This window comes from Ancylobacter sp., from assembly GCF_965229075.1.
Classification (GTDB): domain Bacteria; phylum Pseudomonadota; class Alphaproteobacteria; order Rhizobiales; family Xanthobacteraceae; genus Ancylobacter.
Genome location: NZ_CBDDIO010000002.1, coordinates 1,379,216 through 1,400,809, shown reverse-complemented (window position 1 = coordinate 1,400,809; position 21,594 = coordinate 1,379,216). Strand labels below are relative to the sequence as shown.

Sequence of the window (21,594 nt, the reverse complement as noted above, 5' to 3'; positions counted from 1 at the left end):
GCCTCAGCGGGCGCCGGGGGCCGCGCGCCAGGGCTTGAGCCAGCCCATCAGCGCGCCATAGGGCAGCAGCGCGAGCAGCGCGCAGGCGGCCTTAACAAGGAAATCGAAATAGGCGAGGCCCATCCACAGCGGCACGGTGATGCCGGTCGAGGCATAGGTGACGGGGAAAGACATGTCGGCATCGCCGGCAAAGGCCAGCGAGAAGAACAGCGCGGTGTCGATGGCCGAGCCGAACAGGCTGCCGGCGAGCGGTGCCTGCCACCAGCTCATCCGGCGCAGGCGGTTGAACACGCCGATGTCGAGCAGCTGGCCGAACAGGAACGCGGTGCCCGAGGCCAGCGCGATGCGCGGCGTCGCCAGATAGATCGACAGCACCACCGCGAGGGCGAAGCCGAAATAGACCACCTGCCGGGCGACGGCGGGGCCGAAGCGGCGATTGGTCAGGTCGTTGACGAGAAAGGCGACGGGATAGGAGAAGGCGCCCCAGGTCAGCACTTCCTGAAGCCCGAAGGCTTGCACCGGATACTGGACAAGCACGTTCGACGCCGCCACCACCGCCATCATGGAGAGGACGGGGAGGGCGAGCGTCTTGAACGTGATCTCGGAGCCGGCGAGCTTCATTGGCTCAGGCGGCGGCAGCGACGCTCGCCTTGGCGACGGCGCGCTTCAGCTCGGCCGCCTTCGGCGACAGTTCTTCGCTGCGGGCCTTCAGCAGGAACGCATCGAGGCCGCCGCGATGATCGACGGTCTTGAGGGCATTGGCGCTCACGCGGAGCTTCACCGACCGCTTCAGCACGTCGCTGGTGAGGGTAACGTTCACCAGGTTCGGCAGAAAGCGCCGACGGGTCTTGCGGTTGGAGTGGCTCACGAGATTGCCGGTCAGAACCGCCTTCCCGGTAAGTTCGCACCGACGCGACATCGTGGACTTCCTTGTATCAAAACCGATGCGTCGCAGGCATTTATGAGCGCCCGACGATCCCGCATGCGGCATCCGTGGAAATTAGAGTGCGCTCCTATAAGGGGATGACCCAGGCCCGTCAAGGCCGGAGCGGCAGGAGTCAGCCGCCAGCGGTCAGATCCGACGAGGCGACGGGCGAGAGATGTCCGCACGCACCATCTCATCCGCCACGCTATCCATCAGCAGGTGCTTGTCGCTACCCACGACGACCCTCCAACTGCCGAATATGTGATGCTCGTGCAAATCACGTCGCAATCTGGCACGAAACCTCTTGCCGTCAATTCCACGATCCCGCGCCATCTCAGCAGCATTGGTGTAGGTCGATTTCACGGTGAAGCCCTCCAACATTGTAAGTATAGCGAGCGCTCTTGCGCGGGCTACACGCCGCCCCTGTCATGGCGCTGTCGTGTTCGTGAGCGGGCGAGTCACAGTTCCGCCGCCTTCCCCCCACATCCGAAACCGGGATAAATTCACGCTTCGTCCGGCCGGCGGGGCCGATTCGGGAATAGCCTTCATGATGCGCGCCTGCCTCACGGCTTTCCTCGCGCTCGCCGGCGCGGGCACGATGGTGACGGATGCCTTCGCCGACGGGCGGCTGGACGCCCGCTATCGCCTGTCGCTGGGCGGGCTGGAACTCGGCCGCGTCGCGCTTCTCGTCGAGATCGACAGCAATTCCTACATCGCCTCCGGCAGCGGGCGGCTCACCGGCGTGGTGCAGGCGGTCTCCACCGGCAAGGGCACGGCCGGCGCGCGCGGCGCCATCAGCGGCGGCGCGCTCGCCCCGCGCAGCTTCGCCATGGAGGCGGAATCCGACAAGAAGAGTGAGGCCATCCGCCTGGTGATGACCCCCGCCGGCGTGTCGGACATGCGCGTCGAGCCGCCCGTCATCCCCTCCCCCGACCGGGTGCCGGTGGCGGACAAGGACAAGCGCGGCATTTTCGATCCGATGACGGCGGCGCTGGTGATGGTGCCGGGCACCGAGGCGCCGGTGTCGGAAAAGGCGTGCGAGCGCACGCTCGCCATCTTCGACGGCCGCCAGCGCTACGATCTCGTGCTCTCCTATGAGCGCATCGACGAGGTGAAGGCCGATAAGGGCTATGCCGGCCCGGCCGTGGTCTGCCGCGTCGCCTATCGCCCGGTGTCCGGCCACAAGCCGAACCGCGCCGGCGTGAAATACATGATGAAGAACAAGGACATGTTCGTGTGGCTGGCGCCGGTGGCCGGCACCCGCGTGCTGGTGCCGTTCCGCGCCTCGGTCGCCACCGCCATCGGCATCGCCGCGCTGGAGGCGGAAGCCTTCGAGACCCGCGAAATGGTCGGCACCCGCGCCACCCCGGCCAAGGCGGGCCTGCCCTGAGCGTTCGGGACTGCCCTGAGCCCTTGAGCCAATTCGTGCGTGGGACGAGCAATCGGCCGGGGGCGTGCCCATATGCGGCTTCCCATGCTAAAAGGCGCCCGCCGGCGTTCCCCGCGACGGCGCGACGCCATGACTTCTCTGAACGGCTTTTTCTGAACGGCTCCAGCTGAACGGCTCAATGAACATCGCCGCCCCGCCGGCCCAACTGCGCTCCGACACCAAGCCCCTGCTGCCGCAGCAGCGCGCGCGCGGCGTCACCGCCGTTCTGGGCCCCACCAATACCGGCAAGACCAGCCTGGCCATCGAGCGCATGCTCGGCCATTCCTCCGGGCTGATCGGCCTGCCGCTGCGCCTGCTCGCCCGCGAGGTCTATGGCAAGCTGGTGGAACGCGCCGGCGAGCATAATGTCGCGCTGATCACCGGCGAGGAGCGCATCAAGCCGGACAATCCGCGCTACTGGGTCGCCACCGTCGAGGCGATGCCGAGGGATCTCGATGTCGCCTTCGTGGCGCTGGACGAAATCCAGATCGCCGCCGATCTCGACCGGGGCCATGTCTTCACCGAGCGGCTGCTGAACCGGCGCGGCCGCGAGGAGACGCTGCTGCTCGGCGCCGCCACCATGCGCCCGCTGGTGGAGAAGCTGCTGCCGGGCGTGAACATTCTGGTGCGCCCGCGCCTGTCCAACCTCACCTTCGCCGGCGAGAAGAAGATCACCCGCCTGCCGCGCCGCTCGGCCATCGTCGCCTTCTCGGCCGACGAGGTCTATGCCATCGCCGAGCTGATCCGCCGCCAGCAGGGCGGGGCGGCGGTGGTGCTGGGCGCGCTCTCGCCGCGCACCCGCAACGCCCAGGTGGCGATGTACCAGAATGGCGACGTGGACTATCTCGTCGCCACCGACGCCATCGGCATGGGGCTCAATCTCGATGTCGACCATGTCGCCTTCGCCGGCGACACCAAATTCGACGGCTGGCAGTTTCGCCGGCTCAACCCCGGCGAGCTGGCGCAGATCGCCGGCCGCGCCGGCCGCGCCCAGCGCGACGGCACCTTCGGCACGACAGGGCGCTGCACGCCCTTCGACGCGGAAATGGTGGAGCGGCTGGAAGCGCACGCCTTCGAGCCGCACCGCATGGCGCAATGGCGCAACAGCCAGCTCGATTTCTCCAGCATCGAGGCGCTGAACCGTTCGCTGTCCATCCCGCCGCGCGAGGAAGGGCTGACCCGCGCCCCCACCGCCGACGACGTGCTGGTGCTGGAACGGCTGGCCGGCGATCCCGCCATTCGCCGGCTCGCCAACAGCGCGCCGGCGATCGAACGGCTGTGGGAAGCCTGCCAGCTGCCGGACTACCGGAAAGTGTCCCCGGCCTCGCATTCCGACCTCGTGGCGACGGTCTATGCCGACCTGATGCAGCGCGGAAGGCTCTCCACCGAGTGGTTTGCCAAACAAGTGGCCTTGGCGGACCGAGCGGAAGGTGACATAGACACCCTGTCGGGACGCATAGCGCAGGTCCGTACTCTGACCTTCGCGGCGAACCGGCCGGACTGGCTCGACGACCCGGAACACTGGCAGGGTGTCACGCGGCGTGTGGAGGATAGGCTGTCCGATGCGCTTCACGAGCGGCTCGCCCACCGCTTCGTCGATCGCCGGACCAGCGTGCTGATGAGACGCCTGCGAGAGAACGCGATGCTCGAAACAGAAATCACCAAGACCGGCGACGTCGTCGTTGAAGGCCATGTGATCGGCCACCTTCTCGGATTCCAGTTCGCCGCGGACGCTTCCGCCGGCGGGCCGGAGGCCAAGGCGCTGCGCGCCGCCGCCCAGAAGGCGCTCGCCGGCGAGATCGAGGCCCGCGCCAAGCGCCTGTCCGAGGCGGGCGACGATGCCTTCGTGCTCTCCACCGACGGCACGCTGCGCTGGATCGGCGATCCCGTCGCCAAGCTCATTCCCGGCGAGGAGGTGCTCACCCCCCGCCTCAAGGTCATCGCCGACGAGCACCTCACCGGCCCCGCGCGCGACGCGGTGCAGGCGCGCATCGAATTGTGGCTGAAGGCGCATATCGAGAAGCTGCTCGGCGCCCTGCTCGTGCTCGGCAAGGCCGAGGACGTGACCGGCATCGCCCGTGGCATCGCCTTCCAGCTGGTCGAATCGCTCGGCGTGCTGGAACGCCATCGCGTGGCCGAGGAGATGAAGGCGCTGCCGCAGGAGGCCCGCGCCGTGCTGCGCGGCCATGGCGTGCGCTTCGGTGCGCACCACATCTACCTGCCGACCCTGCTGAAGCCGGCGCCGCGCGCGCTGGCCGCCCAGCTCTGGGCGCTCAAGCATGGCGGGCTGCAGCAGAAGGGGCTGGACGAACTCCCGCACCTCGCCGCTTCCGGCCGCACCTCCATTCCGGTCGACCCGGAAATCCAGAAGGGGCTCTACCGCGCCGTCGGTTTCCGCGTGGCGGGCGAGCGGGCGGTGCGCGTCGACATTCTCGAACGCCTCGCCGACCTCATCCGCCCGGCGCTGGCCTGGCGGCCCAATTCGCCCGGCGAGAAGCCGGCGGGCGCCTTTGACGGCAATGGCTTCATCGCCACCGTCGCCATGACCTCGCTGGCCGGCTGCGCGGGCGAGGACTTCGCCTCCATCCTGCGCTCGCTCGGCTATCGCCTGGAGCGCCGCCCGGCGCCGGTGGAGACGCCGGCGGTGGCCGAGGTGGCGGCGACCGAGACGAGCGCGACCGAGACGAGCGCGACCGAGACTCCCGCCAGCGAGGCCCCCGCCAGCGAGGCGGCGGCGGACATGGCCGCGCCCGACGTGCCGGTCGGCACCGATGTCGCGTTCGACCAGACGGTCGAGCCGGCGTTGGAAGAGGCGCCCGCCGCTGTCGAGGTGCGCGAGGCGCTGCCGGTGGATGACGGCGCGGTGAGCGGCGAGGTGTTCACCGATCCCGTCTTCGACCAGACCGTCGAACCGGCACTGGAGCCGGTGGCGGAAGCCGCAGCGCCGGTGATCGAGGCGGCACCCGAAGCGCCGGCCACGGCCGATGCGACGGTGGTCGAAGCGGCGCCCGTCGAGGCGGCACCCGAGGCCACGCCCGAGGTGCCTGCCGAGCCGGCGATGATCGAGATCTGGCGTCCCGGCCGTCCGCCGGGACAGAACCGCCCCGCCCATGGCGCCCGCCGTGGCGGACGCGACAGCAACAATCGCGACGGCGCGCCGCAGGACCGCTCTGGTCCGCGTGGCCAGGCTTCGGCGGAAGCCGGCGCCACTGACGCCCGCCGCGAGCGTCCCCAGGGTGAGCGCCAGCAAGGCGAGCGTCCTGACGGCGAGCGCGGCCGCCGCCCGCCGCGCGACGACCGGCGCGAGCGCCGTCCCGAGCGTACCGAGGGCGAGCGCGAGCCGCGCCGTGACGACAACCGCCGCGAATCCGGCCCGCGCCCGCAGCGCCCGGAACGAGGCGAGCGCCCGGACCACCGCGCCGGCCAGAACCGGCCGGAGCACCGGAACGAGCATCGCAGCGAACCCCGCCGCGACAAGCCGGTCGATCCGGATTCGCCCTTTGCCGCCCTGCTCGCCCTGAAGGCGCGCATGGAGGCGGAGAAGAAGGGCGGCTGAGCCCCATGCGCGGCGCCGGCTCCCGCCCCCGTTCCGGTCCGCCTGCGGCCGGCGTGGAGGCGGAGCCCGTCCGCCAGCGGCTCGATGTCTGGCTGTTCCACGCCCGCTGCGTGCGCACCCGCACCAGCGCGGCCGATCTGGTGAAGGCGGGGCGGGTGCGGCTGAATGGCGCGCGCGTCACCGCCCCGAGCCATCCTGTCCGCGTCGGCGATGTCCTTACCCTGTCGCTCGATTCCCGGGTCCGGCTGTGGCGCGTGACCGGATTCATCGAACGGCGGGGGGATGCGCCCACCGCCCTCACCACCTATGTGGACGTGGCGTCGGAGGCGGCCGCCTCGCCGCCGCCGGACGAACCTGGCATCTAGCCGCGCGGCGGGTCTGCCATGCGCCGCGCCCATGCAGCCACGCGCGGGATGGTGTTGCGCGGCCCCTGCAGGTGCGCTAGGGGAGCCGTTGCGGGGTTGTCCGGCGCCTCTAATTCACATGCCCCGCACGGAGACTGGATCAATGACCTACGTAGTCACGGATAATTGCATAAAGTGCAAATACACCGACTGCGTCTCCGTCTGTCCGGTGGACTGCTTCTATGAGGGCGAGAACTTCCTCGTCATCCACCCGGACGAGTGCATCGACTGCGGCGTGTGCGAGCCGGAATGCCCGGCCGAGGCGATTAAGCCGGATACCGAGCCGGGCCTCGACAAATGGCTGACGCTCAACGCCGACTACGCCAAGGTCTGGCCGAACATCACCGACCGCAAGGACCCGCTCCCCGACGCCAAGGAGTGGGACGGTGTGCCCGACAAGCTACAGTATCTCTCGCCCGAACCGGGTAAGCAGGACTGAGCGGCGGCCGTAACGGCAGCCTGCTGACCGCGCCTTTCTCCGCTGCCGCTTCCGCCGGCGGCGGCGCGGTGGTATGCGCTGCAATGCGGCAGTATTTTGATTCTCCCCAGATTTGTGCTATATAGCCCTTCGTGCAGTCGATTGGGTTTGCCATGGCGCAACGCTCCCCTCCCGGAGCGCCCCTCCCGGAACCGATGTCGGGTCTTCGCTCCTCGTGCGGCGCACGCCGCGGGAAGAGCATCCCTGAATTTTCCGTCGACGGCTGAAGTACGGCTCCCGCATCCGCGGGGCGCCGGGGTGTTTCTTTTCCCTGCGGCTGGGCCGCAGGCGGCAGCGCGCCGAGGGCGACGCGGCGCCGGATGAACCGAGACCCAGGAGCAGGCACAGAATGACGTCGACCAAGAAGCCGTCCAGCAACATCCGCCAGGGTTTCAAGACGGGCGAGCACATCGTCTATCCGTCCCATGGCGTCGGGCGTATTATGGCGATCGAGGACCAGGAAGTTGCGGGCTTCAAGCTTGAGCTGTTCGTCATCCATTTCGAGAAGGACAAGATGACGCTGCGCGTGCCCGTGCCGAAGATTGCTTCGGTCGGCATGCGCAAGCTCTCCGAGCCGACGGTGATGAAGAAGGCGCTGGAAACCCTCAAGGGCCGCGCCCGCGTGAAGCGCACCATGTGGAGCCGCCGCGCACAGGAATATGAGGCCAAGATCAATTCCGGCGACCTCGTCGCCATCTCGGAAGTGGTGCGCGACCTCTACCGTTCCGAGGCGCAGCCCGAGCAGTCCTATTCCGAGCGCCAGCTTTATGAAGCCGCGCTCGACCGCATGGCGCGCGAACTCGCCGCCGTCGACAATCTGACGGAGACCGAGGCGATCAAGCTCATCGAGCAGAACCTGCTCAAGGGCCCGCGCCGCACCGGCAAGGGCGAGGCGGAAGCCGACGCCACCGAGGCCGATGACGAGGCCGACACCGAGGAAGCCGCCGCCTGAGGCGCGCCGCACCCCGGCGCTCCGTCGCTGACAATTTAGGAAGGCCCGGCTTGCGCCGGGCCTTTTCATTGACAAGGCCCGTTCATTGACAAGGCTTACTTGCGCCCTATCTCGCGGCGCCCGCGCGGGAACTTCCGGCGCCCCGGCGCGTTGATGCCCCGTTCGGGCCTGGGCGCGGCGCCCCCGGCGGTCATCCGCCGGTGTATGCCGTCGCCCGCCCGGCAGGTTCGGGGAGAGGCGCATGAGCGAACAGGCCAGCCGCAGCACCCAGATGGCGCGCACCGCGATGGCGACGCCGCTGCTCGAACGCGAGGAAGAATACGACCTCGCCCGCCGCTGGAGCGAGGAAGGCGACCAGAAGGCGCTCCACGCGCTCATTCACGCGCATATGCGCCTCGCCCTCGCCATTGCCCGTCGCTTCCGCAATTACGGGCTGCCCATGTCCGACCTCGTGCAGGAAGGCCATATCGGGCTGATGGAAGCCGCCGCCCGGTTCGAGACGACGCGCGAGGTGCGCTTCTCCACCTATGCCACCTGGTGGATCCGCGCCGCGATCCAGGACTATGTGCTGCGCAACTGGTCGATCGTGCGCGGCGGCACCTCCTCCGGCCAGAAGGCGCTGTTCTTCAATCTGCGCCGGGTGCGGGCACGGCTGGAGCGCGCCAATGAAGGCGCCGCCGCCCCGACCCGCGAGGAACTGCACCGCTCCATCGCCGAAAAGCTTGGCGTGAGCTCCACCGAAGTGGCGCGGATGGATGCGCGGCTGAACATTCCCGACCTCTCGCTCAACGCACCGCTCGCCGCCGGCGAGGAGGACGGGGCGGAACGGCTCGACCAGCTGGTGGCCACCGATCCGCTGCCCGACGAGCAGGTGAGCCGCGAGATTGACGGCGAGCGCCAGCGGCGCTGGCTGATCGGCGCGCTGCGCGGGCTCAATGACCGCGAGTTCCGCATCATCAAGGCGCGTCGGCTGACCGATGAGAGCGAGACGCTGGAAGTGCTGGGCGCCCGGCTCGGCATTTCCAAGGAGCGGGTGCGGCAGATCGAGAGCCGCGCCATCGAGAAGCTGCGCTTCGCCCTGACCAACGGGCCGGACGTGCCGCGCGGCGCCTTCACCGCCTGAGGCGGGCCCGAGGCGCCGCCTGACCGGACGGCCTCCGCCTATTCCGCGATGATCTTGTAGGGCTCGCCATAGCCGAGCTTGTCACCGCGATTGAGGCCATTGAGGATCAGGAACCGCTCCAGCGCCTTGTCCTGCACGTCCATCTTCGCCGCCATGCGCTCGGGCGTGTCGGTGAGGCCGGCGGTGACGATGCGCAGGCGCAGCGGCTTGACGTTTTCCGCCTCCTCGATGGACACGCGGCGGAAGGTTTCCGCCGCCTCGCGGAAGGCGCGGTCGAGATCCGGCGTCAATTCGCGCGCGGCGAAGATCAGCCGGTAGACATCGCTGCCGAAGCGGATGGCGAACATGCGGAACGACCACTGGTCGCCGCGCGCCACCGCCGTGGCGGCGGGAAAGCCATTGAGCACCAGGCTTTCCACCGTGGAGATCTCCACCCCCTCGATCCAGCCCGAGGACAGGTATTGCGACAGCGACTGGTCGCCGGCGACGCGCACCGCATCGAGCCGCAGCGCCTCGCGGCCGGAGGCGCTGGCGCCCAGCACCGCCTGCGAGGTGTTCTCCAGCGTGAATCCCGTGGGGGCGGTGAAGGTGAAGCCGAGCTTGGGATGGAAGAAGCGGCTGCCGCGGACGAAGCCCTCCTTCGGGTCGTCGCCATAGACCAGCCCGTCGATCGCGGTCAGATACTGCTTGCGGTCGCGCTCCCCCGGCTTGTCCGGCGAGGCATATTCGCGCGCATTGGCCATGACGATGGAAATGCGCTCAGGCGTCGCCGGGTGGGTGGCGAGGAAATCGGGCGAATCCGCGCCGGCACTCTGGTTCATCGACATGGAGCGCATGCCCGCCTGCCGGCCCATGGTGGTGAGGAAGCGCTCGGCACCATAGGGATCGAAGCCGGCGCGGGCGCTGATGCCGACCCCGATGGCGTCCGCCTCCAGCTCCTGCCCGCGCGAGAAGCTGGCGAGCGACACACGGCTGCGTGCCAGCGCCAGCGCGCCGAGATCGGAATCGTTCACCACATCGGAAATGACGCGGCTGACCAACACCGCCTGCTTCATCTGGTCCTCGCGCGTCGCCGCGTGATTGGCGATGACATGCGCCATCTCATGCGCCAGCACCGAGGCGAGCTCGGCATTGTCGGAGGACAGGGCGAGCAGGCCGCGCGTCACATAGAGCGAACCATTGGGCAGGGCGAAGGCGTTGACCGCCGGGGAATTGAGGATGGTGACGCGGTAATGCAGATCCGGCCGCTCGGAGGCGGCGACGAGGCGCGCCACCACGACCTCGATCTGCTTCTGCAGCTTGGGGTCGTTATAGGCCCCACCATAGGAGGCGACGAGGCGCTCATGTTCCTTGCGCTGCGCCGGGGTCAGCGCGTCATCGCGGCTGATCGCCGACGGGGCGGAAGCCTGTTTGTCGTCGACGGCGGCGCAGCCGGCCACAAGCAGCGAGGCCGCGAGTAGCAAAGCGCGCGGCAACAAGCCAAGCGCCCGCGCGCGCCCGAAAGGCGCGGCCCGCTGCGTCCCGCTTGTGCTCCTCGCTCCTGTCACTCGTCCCCCGTCCGCCGTGCCCGGCCTTCCGCCCCGTTTTCCATAGCGTCGCCGGGCGACGCGTATACCGCGTTCCCGGCCAGTTCGATCTGTTCGGCCCGCCGCACGGTGATCGCCGGCCCGCCGGCCTCGAACAGCGTGCCGCGCAGCCGCACATGGCGCCCGGCAAGATCGGCCGATGCCAGACCGCGCGCCGTCAGCGACGCCCGGCCTTCGGCCTCGACCCTTCCCGTCATATCCTGCCGCCAAACCCGGCCAAAATTGAGGTAATCCACGCGGGCCGTCTTTCCAATGTCAAGAATATGGCCTGCCACGATTGTGAACCGCCCCTGCTGCGCGCGCAAAGCCGCGATATTGGCGGCCGCGAGCGGCAACTGACGCCACAGCCCGCGCCGGTCGCGCCGTGCCTCGGCCTCCGCCGCCAGCCAGGCGGGCAAGCAGGCGAGCACCGCGTCTTCCGGCCGCGCCACAGCGAGGCCCTCGCGCAGCAGCGCCTGCTGCAGGGTCGCCCCCTCTTCCGCCGCCGCCGCGCCGGGAGAGGCGATAAGGGCGGCGCGCCGGCCATACCGGTCGCGCGCCGGCCCGGCGGCGAAGGCGATCTCGCGCCCCGCGACCCGCCCGGCGAGCGCCGCCCGCCAGCTCACCGCCGTGCCCGCGCCGCCGCCCGCCAGCCCGGCGGGCCGCAGGACGGAACCGTCGTCCAGGACGAGATCGCCAGCTGCCGTCACCTCAGCCACATGACCGCGCGCGAGCGGCGCCGGCAGGCAGGGCGCGGCGACGGAAGAAGGCGGCGGGGAGGCGGCAAGAACCGTCCCCGGAACCAAGAGGCCGATGGCCACGAGCACCCATGGCGCAAGGCTCGCCCGGACGCGGGCACGGACGCGCGGGTCAGACAGCTTGGAGGTCGTGCGCGTCGCCATGGCGTTTTCCACGGCGCCGCCGGCCCGTGGCTCCCGTGCCTTTGCGGTAGCCTAGCGCAAAGCCCGGCCGTCGCCCACCCCGCCTGGGCGGGGCCTGTCCGCGGGAGAACGGCGATGCACCCGGGCCCCCTTGATCGCCGCGCCCAATTCGGGTCATGTACGCGCGGTCACTCCCGGTAGCTCAGCAGGATAGAGCACAGGTTTCCTAAACCTGGGGTCAGGGGTTCGATTCCCTTCCGGGAGGCCACCACCGTAATGAACGCCTGCTGACGGAAACAACGCGCGCGATGCGTCGGAAACGACGGGTGCAGCGCGTGGCGTTCCCCGTCACCGCTTATTGGCAGACACAGCCTTCTGCCGTCGCCTGGATGTGCCTTCGCCGGTGACCGGGCGGCAGGGCCGCGCGCCGACGATCTGCCCGTTTGCCGCCGGCATTAGCTAAATACCGTTCCGCCGGCGCTTGATCCCCGGCGGTTTGCCCGCCTATGTAGCCGAGTAAGCTCATGCGGGGCTTTGGGGGTTATCATGTCGGCGAGTTGGATGGGCGGCTATGTCAGCGATGTCGCCTACACATTGGGCTATTATCGCGAACTTTCTCCGGCCTTTCTTACCTATGTCTGCGAATCCAATGGCGTGAAGGGCCCGCCGGCGGGGCGGCGGCTGCGCTATTGCGAGCTGGGCTGCGGACGCGGCTATGGCACCGCCCTGCTTGCCGCCGCCAATCCCGACATGGATTTCGTCGGCATCGACTTCAACCCGACCCATATCGCCGAGGCTCGCGCCTTCGCCGACAAGGTGGGCCTCGCCAATCTCATCTTCCTGGAGGCGAGCTTCGGCGATGCGGGGGCGTCCAGCGACGCGGCGCTCGATGATTTCGACTTCGTCACCCTGCACGGCGTCTTCACCTGGGTCAGCCCGGAGGCGCGACGCGAGATCGTTGACTTCCTGCGCACGCGGCTGCGGCCCGGCGGCATCGCCTATGTCAGCTACAACACCTATCCCGGCTGGACGGCCCTCGCCCCGCTGCAGCATATGATCCGCCAGGTGGCCGCCCGCTCCACCGGTGACAGCATTGCCCGCATCGGGCGCGCACGCGAGATGATCGCCCAGCTGGCCCAGCCCGGCTGCGCCTATACGGCGCAGAATCCGTCGGTGCGGAGCCGGGTCGAACATATGGCCAAGCAGGACGTACACTATCTCGCCCACGAATTCCTCAACGAACACTGGTCGCCGATCTATGTGACCGACGCCTTCGCACAGTTCCGCGAGGCCAAGCTCACCTTCATCGGCTCGGCCTCGGTCGGCGAGAACCGCATCTCCTTCGCCGTGCCGAAGGAGATGCACGAGCTGGTGACCTCCGCGACCGACCTCGCCATGCGCGAGCAGGTGAAGGACTTCGCGGTGAACAAGCAGTTCCGCCGCGACGTCTATGTGAAAGGGCCGATCGCGCTGACCACGGCCGAGCAGCGCCAGTGCTTCGAGCGCGCCCGCTTCGCCCTCACCTCGGCGGAAGCCGGGGCGAAGGAAAGCTGGAAGGTCCCCTCCGGCGACGCCCGGCCCAAGGCGGGGTTGGTGGCGACCCTCGCGGCGCGCCTTGGCGAGGGTTCCGCGACGGGAGCGGAGCTTGTCGAGCGGGCACAAGCGGAGGGCTTCACCGAGAAGGATGTTCAGATCGTCCTCGAACTCCTGGTGCACAACGCCGCTGTGCTTCCCTGCCGCCCCGATGGCGGAGAAGGCGATCAGAGCGCGGCGCGCCGGTTCAATGCGGCAATCTGCGCGATGGCGACCATCGCCGACACTCACCGCTTCCTTGCAGCGCCGGTGGCAGGCTCGGCGATCGCCGCCGGCCAGTTCGACCGTCTCGCGCTCCCCGCGCTTCTCGCTGAGCCGGACGCCTCCGCAGCGGCGGTCGCGGCGCGGGTGATCGGGCAGATCGAGGCGTCGGGACAGAAGATGCGGCGAGGCGACCGCGCGCTCGGCGCGGCGGACACCGCCGAACTTGCAGAACTGATTGAAAGACTGCGCAAGGGCCAGTTGCCGGTCTGGCGCCATCTCGGCATCGCGGTCTGATCCCCTCGGCGGCGGCGTGTGCGGCCCGGCGGGCCGCACACGCCCGCCGGTCAACGCACCTAGCACAAGGCTGGACCGTCCCCGCCGGCGGTGCCGACGCCCATCGCTAGACGTAGATCACCTCCAGCGGTCCGAGGAGGGTGCGGCCGCCGGCTACGAAGCGGACGCGAACAGCCGCGCCTCATCCGCCCTGCGGCACGCCGAAGGCAACGCGCAGCGCGTGGTTGACCGAGGCCGGCAGCACCGACATATGGGTTTCGCCGGGCAGGAATTCGTAGGCCGTCGCCAGCCCCGGCACCGGGGCCAGCCGCTCGGCCATCTCCCGGGTGTGATCGACGATCCGGCTCTCAAGGAAGCTGGCGCGACGCTTTTCCGCGTCTTCGGCCCCCATCTGGAACGGCGCAAGCTGCTGCTCATACTCGCCGACCAGCAGCAGCAGACGCCCGGCGCAGCCCCGCCCCGAAGCGACGAAGGCCTGCGCCCGCTCCACGATGCCTGCGCTTTCCCACCAGATCGCCGGGCTGGCGGAAACCCAACCGGCGAAGGCGTCGGGCTTCTGGAACAAGGCGTGCAGCACGAACAGGCCGCCGAAGGAATGGCCGAAGATCGCCTGCCGGCCCGCATCCACGGGCACCCGGCGGGCGATCTCGGGTTTCAGTTCATTCTCGATGAAGGCGAAGAACGCGTCCGCGCCGCCGGTGCGGACCGGCGGGCCGCCCTCGACGAAGGGCGGGTAGGTCTGGCCCGGCGGCGGGCCGAGATCCCAGGAGCGGCGCAGGCTGTCATAGGCCTCCTCGGTGGGATAGCCGACCGCGACGATCACCCCGAAGGTGATGCCCGTGCCGAGCGTATAGGGCGCCTGCGCCCGCATGGCCTCTACCGCCGTGGCGATGACCGCGTTGCCGTCCAGCAGGTACAGCACCGGCCAGCCGCCCGCGGGCGGTTCGCCCGGCGGGGTGTAGAGAAAGATGCGGTGCGGCTCGCCGCCTTCGCGCGAGGCGAGGTTGAACTGCACGGTGCCGGGAATGCGGGCGGGGATCGTCATGCGCTGTGTCTCCGTGCCAGCAGCCACATCAGGGCCGGGCAACCGATGAAGGTGGCGGTCAGGCCCGCCGGGATCTGCCAGGGAAAGGCGAGCGTTCGGCCGAGCCAGTCCGCCGCCACCATAAGGATGGCCCCGAGCAGCGCTGCGGCGACGAGCTGCGGCAGGGCCCGCTGCAGCCCGAGGAAGCGGGCGAGATGCGGCGCCATCAGCCCGACAAAGGTGAGCGGGCCGATCACCAGCGTCGCCACCGCCGTCATCGCCGCGGTCAGCACCAGCAGCACGACCTGGCTCCGGCGGGGCGGCAGGCCGAGCGCGGTGGATGTCGGCGCGCCTAGCGGCACGATGTCGAGCCAGCGCGCGACCAGCGGCAGGGCGGCGAGGCTGACCATGGCCGCCGCCGCCGCGACGGCCGCATCGGTCGCGGTCGCGCCATAGGTCGAACCGGTCATCCAGTTGAGCAGCAGCATGGCGCGCGGATCGCCGCCCGCCATCAGCCCGGTGACGAGCGCGTCGAACATCGCCCCGAGCGCGACGCCGGCGAGCAGCATGCGCTCCGGCGCGACGACGCGGCTGCGGCCCAGCGCGAGAATGGCGAGCAGGGCCAGCAGGGCGCCCAGTGTCGCGGCGCCGAGCTGCGGCCCGCGTGCGCTGGAATCCAGAACGAACAGAGCGAGGATGAGGCCGAAGGCGGCGCCGGCGCTCACCCCCAGCACTTCCGGACTCGCCATCGGGTTGCCGGTCAGGCGCTGCAGCATACCCCCGGCGCAAGCCAGCATCACCCCGGCGGCGAGGGCGGCAATGGCCCGCGGCCAGCGCCAAGGCACGAGATCGGGCGCGACGCTCCAGCCCTCCGGCCCATAGCCGATGACGAGCGACAGCAGGACGAGCACCACCAGCACCAGCCCGAGCCCGCCGAGAATGACGAGCGGCCGGGCGGCGCGGCGGACAGCCTCTTCCGGTCCGGCGGGCCGCTGCAGCGAGAGGCGCAGACGCGTGACCAGCCATAGCAGCAGCGGCGCGCCGAACAGGGCGGTAACGGCACCGGTCGGCACCATTTCGGCGGCATCGCCGGCGAGCCGCTGCACGCCCTGGTCGGTCAGCCACAGCAGCGCCGCGCCGAGCAGCGTCGCGGCGAGAAGGCGGGGCCCGACCCGCCGGGCGCCGGCGGCGTTCGCCAGTGCCGGTGCCGCCAGCCCGATGAAGCCGATGACGCCGACCGTGCCGACGACGAAGCCGGTGAGGGCGACGGCGAGGGCGAGGGCGGAGAGCCGGATCAGCGGCACGGACAGGCCCAGGCCCTTCGCCTGGTCGTCGTCGAGGGTCAACAAGGTAAGCGGGCGCACTAGAAACGCGGCGGCCACGCCGGCAAGCGCTAGCCGCGGCGCCAGGAAGCGGGGAATCTCCCAGTCCTGCTGGCTCAGCGAGCCACCGCCCCAGATGAACAGGCCGGCGAGGTAGTGGCTGTTGAACAGCGCGAGCATCGCTGCCAGCGCGCCGCAGTAGAGACTCACCACCATGCCGGCCAGCACCACAGTGAGCGGGGAAAGCCGCCGCGACCAGGAGAGGGCGAGCACGACCAGCGCGGCGGCGAGCCCGCCGGCCATCGCCGTCCATTCCCGCCCCACCGCCAGCAGCCCCGGCGCCCACAGCATCGCCATCGCTAGGGCGAGATTGGCACCGGCGGAAACACCGAGCGTGGTCGGCGACGCCAGCGGGTTGCGCAGCGCCATTTGCAGCAGCGCCCCGGCGAGGCCGAGCGCGCCGCCGCACAGCAGCGAGGTGACGAGGCGCGGCGCGTAGCTATAGCGCACCAGCATCTGGCGGATATCGGCAACGTCGGGGGTCGCCAACGCCTCCAGCCAGAGCGAGGTGGGAAGCCGCAGCGCCAGGGTCGACACGCTGAGCCCAAGCGCGGCGAGCGCCAGAAGGCCGATCAGCCTGCCAGGACCGAAAGAAAGCCGGCTCGTCATCCGCGCGGCGCTCCCGAGAGGGTCGCTTGCAGCAGCCGCGCGAAGCGCATGGCGGAGGGCAGCATGCCGGACATCAGCACCGGCGGCATCGCCTGCACACGCTCCGCCCGCACGAAACCGAGCGCGTTCCACAAAGGAGAGCGGGCCAGCGCCGCCTTCACGTCGGCGGCGATCGGCTCGACATAGATCAGTCGCGCCTCGGGCGCCCGGGCCAGCTGCTCGATGCCGACCGTGGCGAAGCCCCAGTAATTGGCGGGGCCCTGCCAGGCATTGGTGAGGCCGCACAGCGTCAGCACGTCGTCGAACAGGCTCTTGGCGCCATAGACGCGGACATGCCGGGTATCCATGAAGCTGACGAGAAACACCGGCGTGGCGGCCACCGGCGCGAGGGCGGCGCGTGTCTCGTCCATGCGCGCCGCGCTGGCGGCGATCAGCGCCTCGCCCTCGCGTGACCGGCCGATCAGCCCGGCGAGCCGGCGTGTGGCATCGAGGCTGCGGGAATAGGGCGTGCCGGGGTCAGGGGTGTTGATGGCGAAGCTCTCGGTGCGGGCGAGACGCTGCAGCACCGGGAGAAGGCCGGCCAGATAGGGCGTGGCGAGGATGAGATCAGGTTTCAGCGCCTGCAGCAGTTCGATATTGGCTTCCTGCGCCGCCCCCAGATTGACCACCCCCGGCGGCATGGCCGGCTCCACCACCCAGGTCGCCCATTGATCCGCCTCGGCGATGGCGGCCGGCGTCACGCCCAGCGCCAGCAAGGTTTCGGCGAGGCCGTAATCGAGGGAGACGATCCGCGCCGGCGCCGCCTCAGCCCATGGACGGGACGGCGCCGCGACAAGGCCGAGCGCGGCGGCGGCCAGCAGGCCGCGCCGGGTGACGGTGTGGAAGGCGGGCACGACCGGCACCTACCAGCGGTATTTCAGCCCGGCCAGAACGGTGCGCGGCGCGCCCATATAGCAATAGCCGGCATCGCAGGTGACATACTCCTCATTGAGCAGGTTCTGGGCGTTGACCTGCAGGCTCCAGCCCTTCAACGCCGCGTCGAGATAGCTGAAATCATAGCTCAGCTTGGCATCGACCAGCGTGTAGGCGCTGTTCTGGAACGTGTTGAGCGTGTCGCCCCAGGTGGCGCCGGTGTAGCGCACGCCCGCGCCGATCCCGAGCCCGGCCAACTTGCTGCCCTCCTGGAACTGGTAGTCCGCCCAGATGGAGAAGGCGTTCTGCGGCTGGCCCGACGGGGAGAGGCCGATCGTGTCGGGATCGCCCGCGACATTGGTGAGATCGAGATAGGTGTAGGCGCCGCGAATCTTCAGCCCATTGCCGAGATTGGCCACCGCCTCCAGCTCGAAGCCCCGCGCCCGCACCTCGCCCGTCTGCACCTGGAACAGCGGGTTGAGGGGATCGGTGGTGAGCCCGTTTTCCTGATTGATCTGGAACACGGCGGCGGTGAAATAGCCGTCGAAGCCCGGCGGCACATATTTCACGCCGCCTTCGATCTGCCGTGCCGTGGTCGGCACGAAGGCATTGCCGCTGGCATCGACGCCGAGCGTGGGCGCAAAGGAGGTCGCGTAACTCACATAGGGCGCGATGCCATTGTCGAAGAGATAGGTGAGGCCGGCGCGGCCGGTGAAGGCATTGTCGTCGGTGTTCTCGGTGGTGAAGGTCAGCAGGTCGTCATCCGTGGACGACACCCAGTCGTAGCGGCCGGTCAGCGTCACGATCCAGCGGTCGAACGTCGCCTGCTCCTGCACATAGATGCCGGTCTGGCTCTGCGTCTGCTTGTAGCGGGCATAGTTGAACGGGGGATCGAAAGTCGGGCCGAGCGGCTGGCCGGTGGTGAAATTGAAATCCGCCGCCGTGCCGAAGCCGATGCCGCCATCCAGCGCCAGATAGGTGTAGTCGAGACCCACCAGCAACTTGTGCGTGACGGGGCCGGTGACGAAATCGGCCTGCACCTGATTGTCGACCGCGAAGGAATCGAGCAGGTCGTGGACATAGCCGGTGCCGCGCTGGGCAATGTTGGTGACGGGGTCGATGGGGTACACGCTGGTGTAGCGCACCGTGGTGTCGGCCGAGCCGTAGCGCAGATTCTGCCGAACCGTGAACACGTCGTTGATGTCGTGCTCGGCCAGGTAGCCGATGCGCCATTGTTCCTGCGGCTGGCTGTTATAGTCGCCGGGCGCGCGGCTGAAGGTTCCGCCCGGGCCCTGCCATTGATAGAAGGGCAGCGAGGCTGGGGTTTCCGACTGCTGGTACTCGCCGAGGAAGGTGATGCGGGTCTGGTCGTTCGGCTTCCAGGTCAGCGCCGGGGCGATGAAGGCCATGTCGTTGACGCCGCCGCCCAGAGTGTTGGGCGAGCCGGCGTCGCGCAGCAGGCCGGTCAGGCGGTAGAGGAACTGCCCGTCCTTGTCGATCGGCCCGCCGACATCGAACTGACCCTGCCACCACTCGTAATTCCCGCCCTGCAGCTCCACCTCGCCGAAGGCTTCCTCGGTCGGGCGCTTGGAGGTGACGTCGACCAGGCCGCCCGGCGAGCCGAGGCCGTAGAGCGCGGAGCTCGGGCCACGCAGCACGGTGACGCTCTCCACCCCATAGGGCTCGATCTTGAACACGGACATGTTCGCGCCCGGCCAGCGCAGCCCGTCGCGGTAGATGCCGTTATAGGTGGCGTCGAAGCCGCGAATGGTGAAGGCGTCATAGCGCGGATCAAAGCCGCTCTGCCCGGTGCGCACGCCGGGCGTATAGGCCACCGCCTGGGTGAGGGACTGCACGTTGCGGTCATTGAGCTCGTCGCGGGTGACGACGGAGATGGACTGGGGTGTCTCGATCAGCGGCGTGTCGGTCTTGGTGCCGACATCGCTGGTGGTGGCGACATAGCCGACCGTACCGTTGCCCTGCACGTCGATGGTGCCGAGTTCGATCGCCCCGTCCGGGCTGGTGCCGGCCGCGGTGGTCGCGCTGGGATCGATGATGGTGACCTGATTTGGCCCGGTGAAACGATAGGTGAGGCCGGTGCCGGCGAGGAGGCGGGCCAGCGCCTCTGCCGGCGTGAGCGTGCCCGCCACCGCCGAGGAGCGGCGACCCTGCAGCTTCGCCGTGTCATAGAACACCTGGACCCCGGCGCGCTGGGCGAAGAGGAGCACCCCGCGATTGAGATCCTGCGCGGGAATATCGAAGGCGATACGGCCGGCCACTGCGGAGGCGGGCTGCTGGGCAACAGCGAGACCGGGCAGCGCGACGGAAGCGAGAAGCCCGGCGATCAACCCTGCCGTCAACCTGCGATGCCGTGCGGGAGAGCCCGCCATAGACCGCTTCTCAGCCATTTCTGTTCATCCCCTCGTGCCAGCGCCTGGTCGCTGGAGGGGAAGACAACCGGGAGGCCCGGACCCCGTAAAAAAAACCGCGACCTCAGTACAGCACGGTCACCAGCGGTGGCAGGGAGGAGGCGCGGGCGCCGAGTTCCGCCGTGATGGTGCGGATCACATCGTCGAGATTTCCGCTCGCGAACACGCCGCTGACCTTGCGCTGGGCGAGCCGGGGATCGGCGATGACGATGCGCCCGCGCCGGTAGCGGTTCAGCCGGCGCACCACGTCTTCCAGAGGCACCGAATCGAACACGAGCAGGCCCCGCCGCCAGGCGGTCGCTTCCTCGACATTGGCGGCGCCGACCGGGCCGAGACCAAGCGTCCCGCTATAGGCCACCGCCGAGCCCGGCACGAGCACGACGCGCTCCGCGCCGTCTTGAGGAAGGTCGAGAGCGATTTCGATGCGGTGCTCTATCGCGGTGACGCGGGCGCCCGTCTCCCACTCTTCGATCTGAAACTGGGTGCCCAGCGCGGTGGTGGTGCCCTGCGCCGCCGCCACCACGAAGGGACGCCGCTCCCCGCCCGCGCGCGGCGCCGCCTGGAAGAAGGCTTCGCCGGAGAGCAGAACGACGCGGCGCTCCTCATCGGTGAAGTCGACCGCGATGGCACTGTCCGGCCCGAGATCGACCAGACTGCCATCGGCGAGCGTGATCTGGCGCGTCTGCCCCGGCTCGGTGCGCCAGTCGGCGGCGAGCGCGATCCAGGGATCGCCGATCTGGAAGCGCAGGGCGAGCAGGCCGGCGGCGAGAAGAAACACGGCGCCGGCCATGCCGGCCCTGCCGAGACTCCCCCGCCGCCGGGGACGCGGCACGGCGCGCAATGGACCGGGGTCGTGGCGCAGAACGGCAAGGCTGCGCCAGGCACTGTGCGCCTCCTCGAACGCGGCGCGATGGTCGGGGTCAGCGTCGAGCCAGGCGTGGAAGGCGGTGCGCTCGGCCTCATCCAGCGGCCCGCCGTCGAGACGGGCGACCCAGAGCGCCGCGCGCCGGTCGGTGTCCGACGATTGATCCTCGTTCACGCCCTCATCCCCGAAAGCCGCGCGCGGCAATGCCTCATGCGATGAGGACAACCGGCGTGGCCGAAACCCGTAAAGAGCCGCTGATCTAGCGCGCCCGCAGGCGCTGCGTCACGTGCTGGATCGCCAGCGCCAGGTGCTTCTGCACCGTGCTTTCGGAAAGCGAAAGCGCGCGCGCCACCTCCGGCTGGGTCAGGCCGTCGACACGATTCAGCACGAAGATCTGCTGGGTGCGCGGCGGCAATTCGCCGATGAAGCGTTGCAGGCGTTCAAGCTGCAACGTGGCGTCGGCGGCGTCTTCCGGCGACGGCGCATCGGCCGCGACCGCGCCCAGCCATTCATGCGGCACGCTGTCGGTGCGGCGGCGGGATTCTTGTTTGCGGTGATTGAGCAGGAGGTTGCGGGCGATGGTGTAGAGATAGGCACGGACATCCTGGATGCGGGTTTCCGGCCGCTCGATCACCCGCAGAAAGGTGTCCTGCACGAGGTCCGAGGCCAGGTGCGCATCGCCAAGCCGGCCCCGGAGATAATTGCGTAACTCCGGCCCATGCGTGTGGAACGCGATTTTTAGATCGGCAGTCACCGTGTCCAAACCTCATGCACCGTGGTGGCGCGGCTGATGATCCGGGTTCACACTTACGTGAAAATAAATAGTCTATCAATATCAATAGTTTAGATATCATCTAAGGTGGGACGGCGGGTCCGCGGCTGTGACGGCAGGTCGGTTGCGGCCCGGCGCGGAGCCACGCTCTTAAACACATTGTCTCGTAGTATATATCTACGGAAACCGACCGCCTG

General features: G+C 69.2%; 18 protein-coding genes and 1 tRNA gene. 8 read left to right on the top strand and 11 right to left on the bottom strand.

What is annotated here, in order from left to right; genetic code table 11:
• Positions 1-3: 3 nt before the first annotated feature.
• The 3 genes from ACO07Z_RS12650 to ACO07Z_RS12640 form a co-directional block, all read right to left on the bottom strand.
• Positions 4-621: a queuosine precursor transporter gene (locus tag ACO07Z_RS12650; protein ID WP_421699037.1), complete on the bottom strand. Its 618-nt coding sequence runs from the start codon at positions 619-621 to the stop codon at positions 4-6.
• Between the two features lie 4 nt (positions 622-625).
• Entirely contained in the window at positions 626-919 is a 294-nt protein-coding gene (gene rpmB / locus ACO07Z_RS12645; protein ID WP_244449972.1) for a 50S ribosomal protein L28, read from the bottom strand.
• A gap of 153 nt (positions 920-1,072) precedes the next feature.
• Positions 1,073-1,288 (bottom strand): hypothetical protein, encoded by a 216-nt coding sequence (locus tag ACO07Z_RS12640; RefSeq protein WP_421699036.1) that lies wholly within the window; start codon positions 1,286-1,288, stop codon positions 1,073-1,075.
• 184 nt (positions 1,289-1,472) lie between these two features.
• Here ACO07Z_RS12640 and ACO07Z_RS12635 point away from each other — a divergent pair, with 184 nt between their 5' ends.
• From ACO07Z_RS12635 to ACO07Z_RS12610, 6 genes are all read left to right on the top strand, one after another.
• Complete coding sequence (locus ACO07Z_RS12635) at positions 1,473-2,315, top strand: DUF3108 domain-containing protein (RefSeq protein ID WP_421699035.1); 843 nt, start codon at positions 1,473-1,475, stop codon at positions 2,313-2,315.
• A gap of 178 nt (positions 2,316-2,493) precedes the next feature.
• The gene (locus ACO07Z_RS12630) at positions 2,494-5,910 is read left to right on the top strand and encodes a helicase-related protein (RefSeq protein ID WP_421699034.1); all 3,417 of its coding nucleotides are present in this window, start codon (positions 2,494-2,496) and stop codon (positions 5,908-5,910) included.
• Between the two features lie 5 nt (positions 5,911-5,915).
• A complete protein-coding gene (locus ACO07Z_RS12625) occupies positions 5,916-6,275 on the top strand; it encodes an RNA-binding S4 domain-containing protein (RefSeq protein ID WP_421699033.1) in 360 nt (119 codons plus the stop codon).
• A gap of 142 nt (positions 6,276-6,417) precedes the next feature.
• Positions 6,418-6,753, top strand: a complete 336-nt coding sequence (gene fdxA / locus ACO07Z_RS12620) for a ferredoxin FdxA (protein ID WP_307023397.1) — start codon at positions 6,418-6,420, stop codon at positions 6,751-6,753.
• Between the two features lie 388 nt (positions 6,754-7,141).
• Positions 7,142-7,744, top strand: coding sequence for a CarD family transcriptional regulator (locus ACO07Z_RS12615; RefSeq protein ID WP_421699032.1), 603 nt, complete (start codon positions 7,142-7,144; stop codon positions 7,742-7,744).
• Positions 7,745-7,985: 241 nt separating this feature from the next.
• Positions 7,986-8,867, top strand: coding sequence for an RNA polymerase factor sigma-32 (locus tag ACO07Z_RS12610; RefSeq protein ID WP_421699031.1), 882 nt, complete (start codon positions 7,986-7,988; stop codon positions 8,865-8,867).
• 38 nt (positions 8,868-8,905) lie between these two features.
• Here ACO07Z_RS12610 and ACO07Z_RS12605 read toward each other — a convergent pair whose 3' ends face one another.
• Positions 8,906-10,345 (bottom strand): M48 family metalloprotease, encoded by a 1,440-nt coding sequence (locus ACO07Z_RS12605; RefSeq protein WP_421699030.1) that lies wholly within the window; start codon positions 10,343-10,345, stop codon positions 8,906-8,908.
• Positions 10,346-10,410: 65 nt separating this feature from the next.
• Entirely contained in the window at positions 10,411-11,334 is a 924-nt protein-coding gene (locus tag ACO07Z_RS12600) for a thermonuclease family protein (protein ID WP_421699029.1), read from the bottom strand.
• A 170-nt stretch (positions 11,335-11,504) separates the two neighbouring features.
• On the opposite strand from ACO07Z_RS12600, the gene ACO07Z_RS12595 reads away from it, so the two are divergent.
• Positions 11,505-11,581: transfer RNA gene (locus ACO07Z_RS12595), tRNA-Arg, on the top strand.
• Positions 11,582-11,859: 278 nt separating this feature from the next.
• Positions 11,860-13,404 (top strand): class I SAM-dependent methyltransferase, encoded by a 1,545-nt coding sequence (locus ACO07Z_RS12590; protein WP_421699028.1) that lies wholly within the window; start codon positions 11,860-11,862, stop codon positions 13,402-13,404.
• Positions 13,405-13,585: 181 nt separating this feature from the next.
• On the opposite strand, the gene ACO07Z_RS12585 is transcribed toward ACO07Z_RS12590, so the two are convergent.
• The 6 genes from ACO07Z_RS12585 to ACO07Z_RS12560 form a co-directional block, all read right to left on the bottom strand.
• Positions 13,586-14,449, bottom strand: a complete 864-nt coding sequence (locus ACO07Z_RS12585) for an alpha/beta hydrolase (RefSeq protein WP_421699027.1) — start codon at positions 14,447-14,449, stop codon at positions 13,586-13,588.
• A complete protein-coding gene (fhuB, locus tag ACO07Z_RS12580; protein WP_421699026.1) occupies positions 14,446-16,419 on the bottom strand; it encodes a Fe(3+)-hydroxamate ABC transporter permease FhuB in 1,974 nt (657 codons plus the stop codon). Before fhuB ends, ACO07Z_RS12585 begins: the two co-directional genes overlap by 4 nt.
• Positions 16,416-17,312: an ABC transporter substrate-binding protein gene (locus ACO07Z_RS12575; RefSeq protein ID WP_421699025.1), complete on the bottom strand. Its 897-nt coding sequence runs from the start codon at positions 17,310-17,312 to the stop codon at positions 16,416-16,418. The genes fhuB and ACO07Z_RS12575 overlap by 4 nt, the downstream gene beginning before the upstream one ends.
• Positions 17,313-17,321: 9 nt before the next feature.
• Positions 17,322-19,721, bottom strand: coding sequence for a TonB-dependent siderophore receptor (locus ACO07Z_RS12570; protein WP_421699024.1), 2,400 nt, complete (start codon positions 19,719-19,721; stop codon positions 17,322-17,324).
• A 103-nt stretch (positions 19,722-19,824) separates the two neighbouring features.
• The gene (locus ACO07Z_RS12565; RefSeq protein WP_421699023.1) at positions 19,825-20,799 is read right to left on the bottom strand and encodes a FecR family protein; all 975 of its coding nucleotides are present in this window, start codon (positions 20,797-20,799) and stop codon (positions 19,825-19,827) included.
• An 85-nt stretch (positions 20,800-20,884) separates the two neighbouring features.
• The gene (locus tag ACO07Z_RS12560) at positions 20,885-21,379 is read right to left on the bottom strand and encodes an RNA polymerase sigma factor (RefSeq protein WP_421700805.1); all 495 of its coding nucleotides are present in this window, start codon (positions 21,377-21,379) and stop codon (positions 20,885-20,887) included.
• Between the last annotated feature and the right edge of the window lie 215 nt (positions 21,380-21,594).

What these genes read in the sequence shown, in the direction of transcription:
- ACO07Z_RS12650 (WP_421699037.1), bottom strand. Translation starts at nt 621, where the DNA reads ATGAAGCTCGCCGGCTCCGAGATCACGTTCAAGACGCTCGCCCTCCCC.
- rpmB (WP_244449972.1), bottom strand. Translation starts at nt 919, where the DNA reads ATGTCGCGTCGGTGCGAACTTACCGGGAAGGCGGTTCTGACCGGCAAT.
- ACO07Z_RS12635 (WP_421699035.1), top strand. Translation starts at nt 1,473, where the DNA reads ATGATGCGCGCCTGCCTCACGGCTTTCCTCGCGCTCGCCGGCGCGGGC.
- ACO07Z_RS12630 (WP_421699034.1), top strand. Translation starts at nt 2,494, where the DNA reads ATGAACATCGCCGCCCCGCCGGCCCAACTGCGCTCCGACACCAAGCCC.
- ACO07Z_RS12625 (WP_421699033.1), top strand. Translation starts at nt 5,916, where the DNA reads ATGCGCGGCGCCGGCTCCCGCCCCCGTTCCGGTCCGCCTGCGGCCGGC.
- fdxA (WP_307023397.1), top strand. Translation starts at nt 6,418, where the DNA reads ATGACCTACGTAGTCACGGATAATTGCATAAAGTGCAAATACACCGAC.
- ACO07Z_RS12615 (WP_421699032.1), top strand. Translation starts at nt 7,142, where the DNA reads ATGACGTCGACCAAGAAGCCGTCCAGCAACATCCGCCAGGGTTTCAAG.
- ACO07Z_RS12610 (WP_421699031.1), top strand. Translation starts at nt 7,986, where the DNA reads ATGAGCGAACAGGCCAGCCGCAGCACCCAGATGGCGCGCACCGCGATG.
- ACO07Z_RS12600 (WP_421699029.1), bottom strand. Translation starts at nt 11,334, where the DNA reads ATGGCGACGCGCACGACCTCCAAGCTGTCTGACCCGCGCGTCCGTGCC.
- ACO07Z_RS12590 (WP_421699028.1), top strand. Translation starts at nt 11,860, where the DNA reads ATGTCGGCGAGTTGGATGGGCGGCTATGTCAGCGATGTCGCCTACACA.
- ACO07Z_RS12585 (WP_421699027.1), bottom strand. Translation starts at nt 14,449, where the DNA reads ATGACGATCCCCGCCCGCATTCCCGGCACCGTGCAGTTCAACCTCGCC.
- fhuB (WP_421699026.1), bottom strand. Translation starts at nt 16,419, where the DNA reads ATGACGAGCCGGCTTTCTTTCGGTCCTGGCAGGCTGATCGGCCTTCTG.
- ACO07Z_RS12570 (WP_421699024.1), bottom strand. Translation starts at nt 19,721, where the DNA reads ATGGCGGGCTCTCCCGCACGGCATCGCAGGTTGACGGCAGGGTTGATC.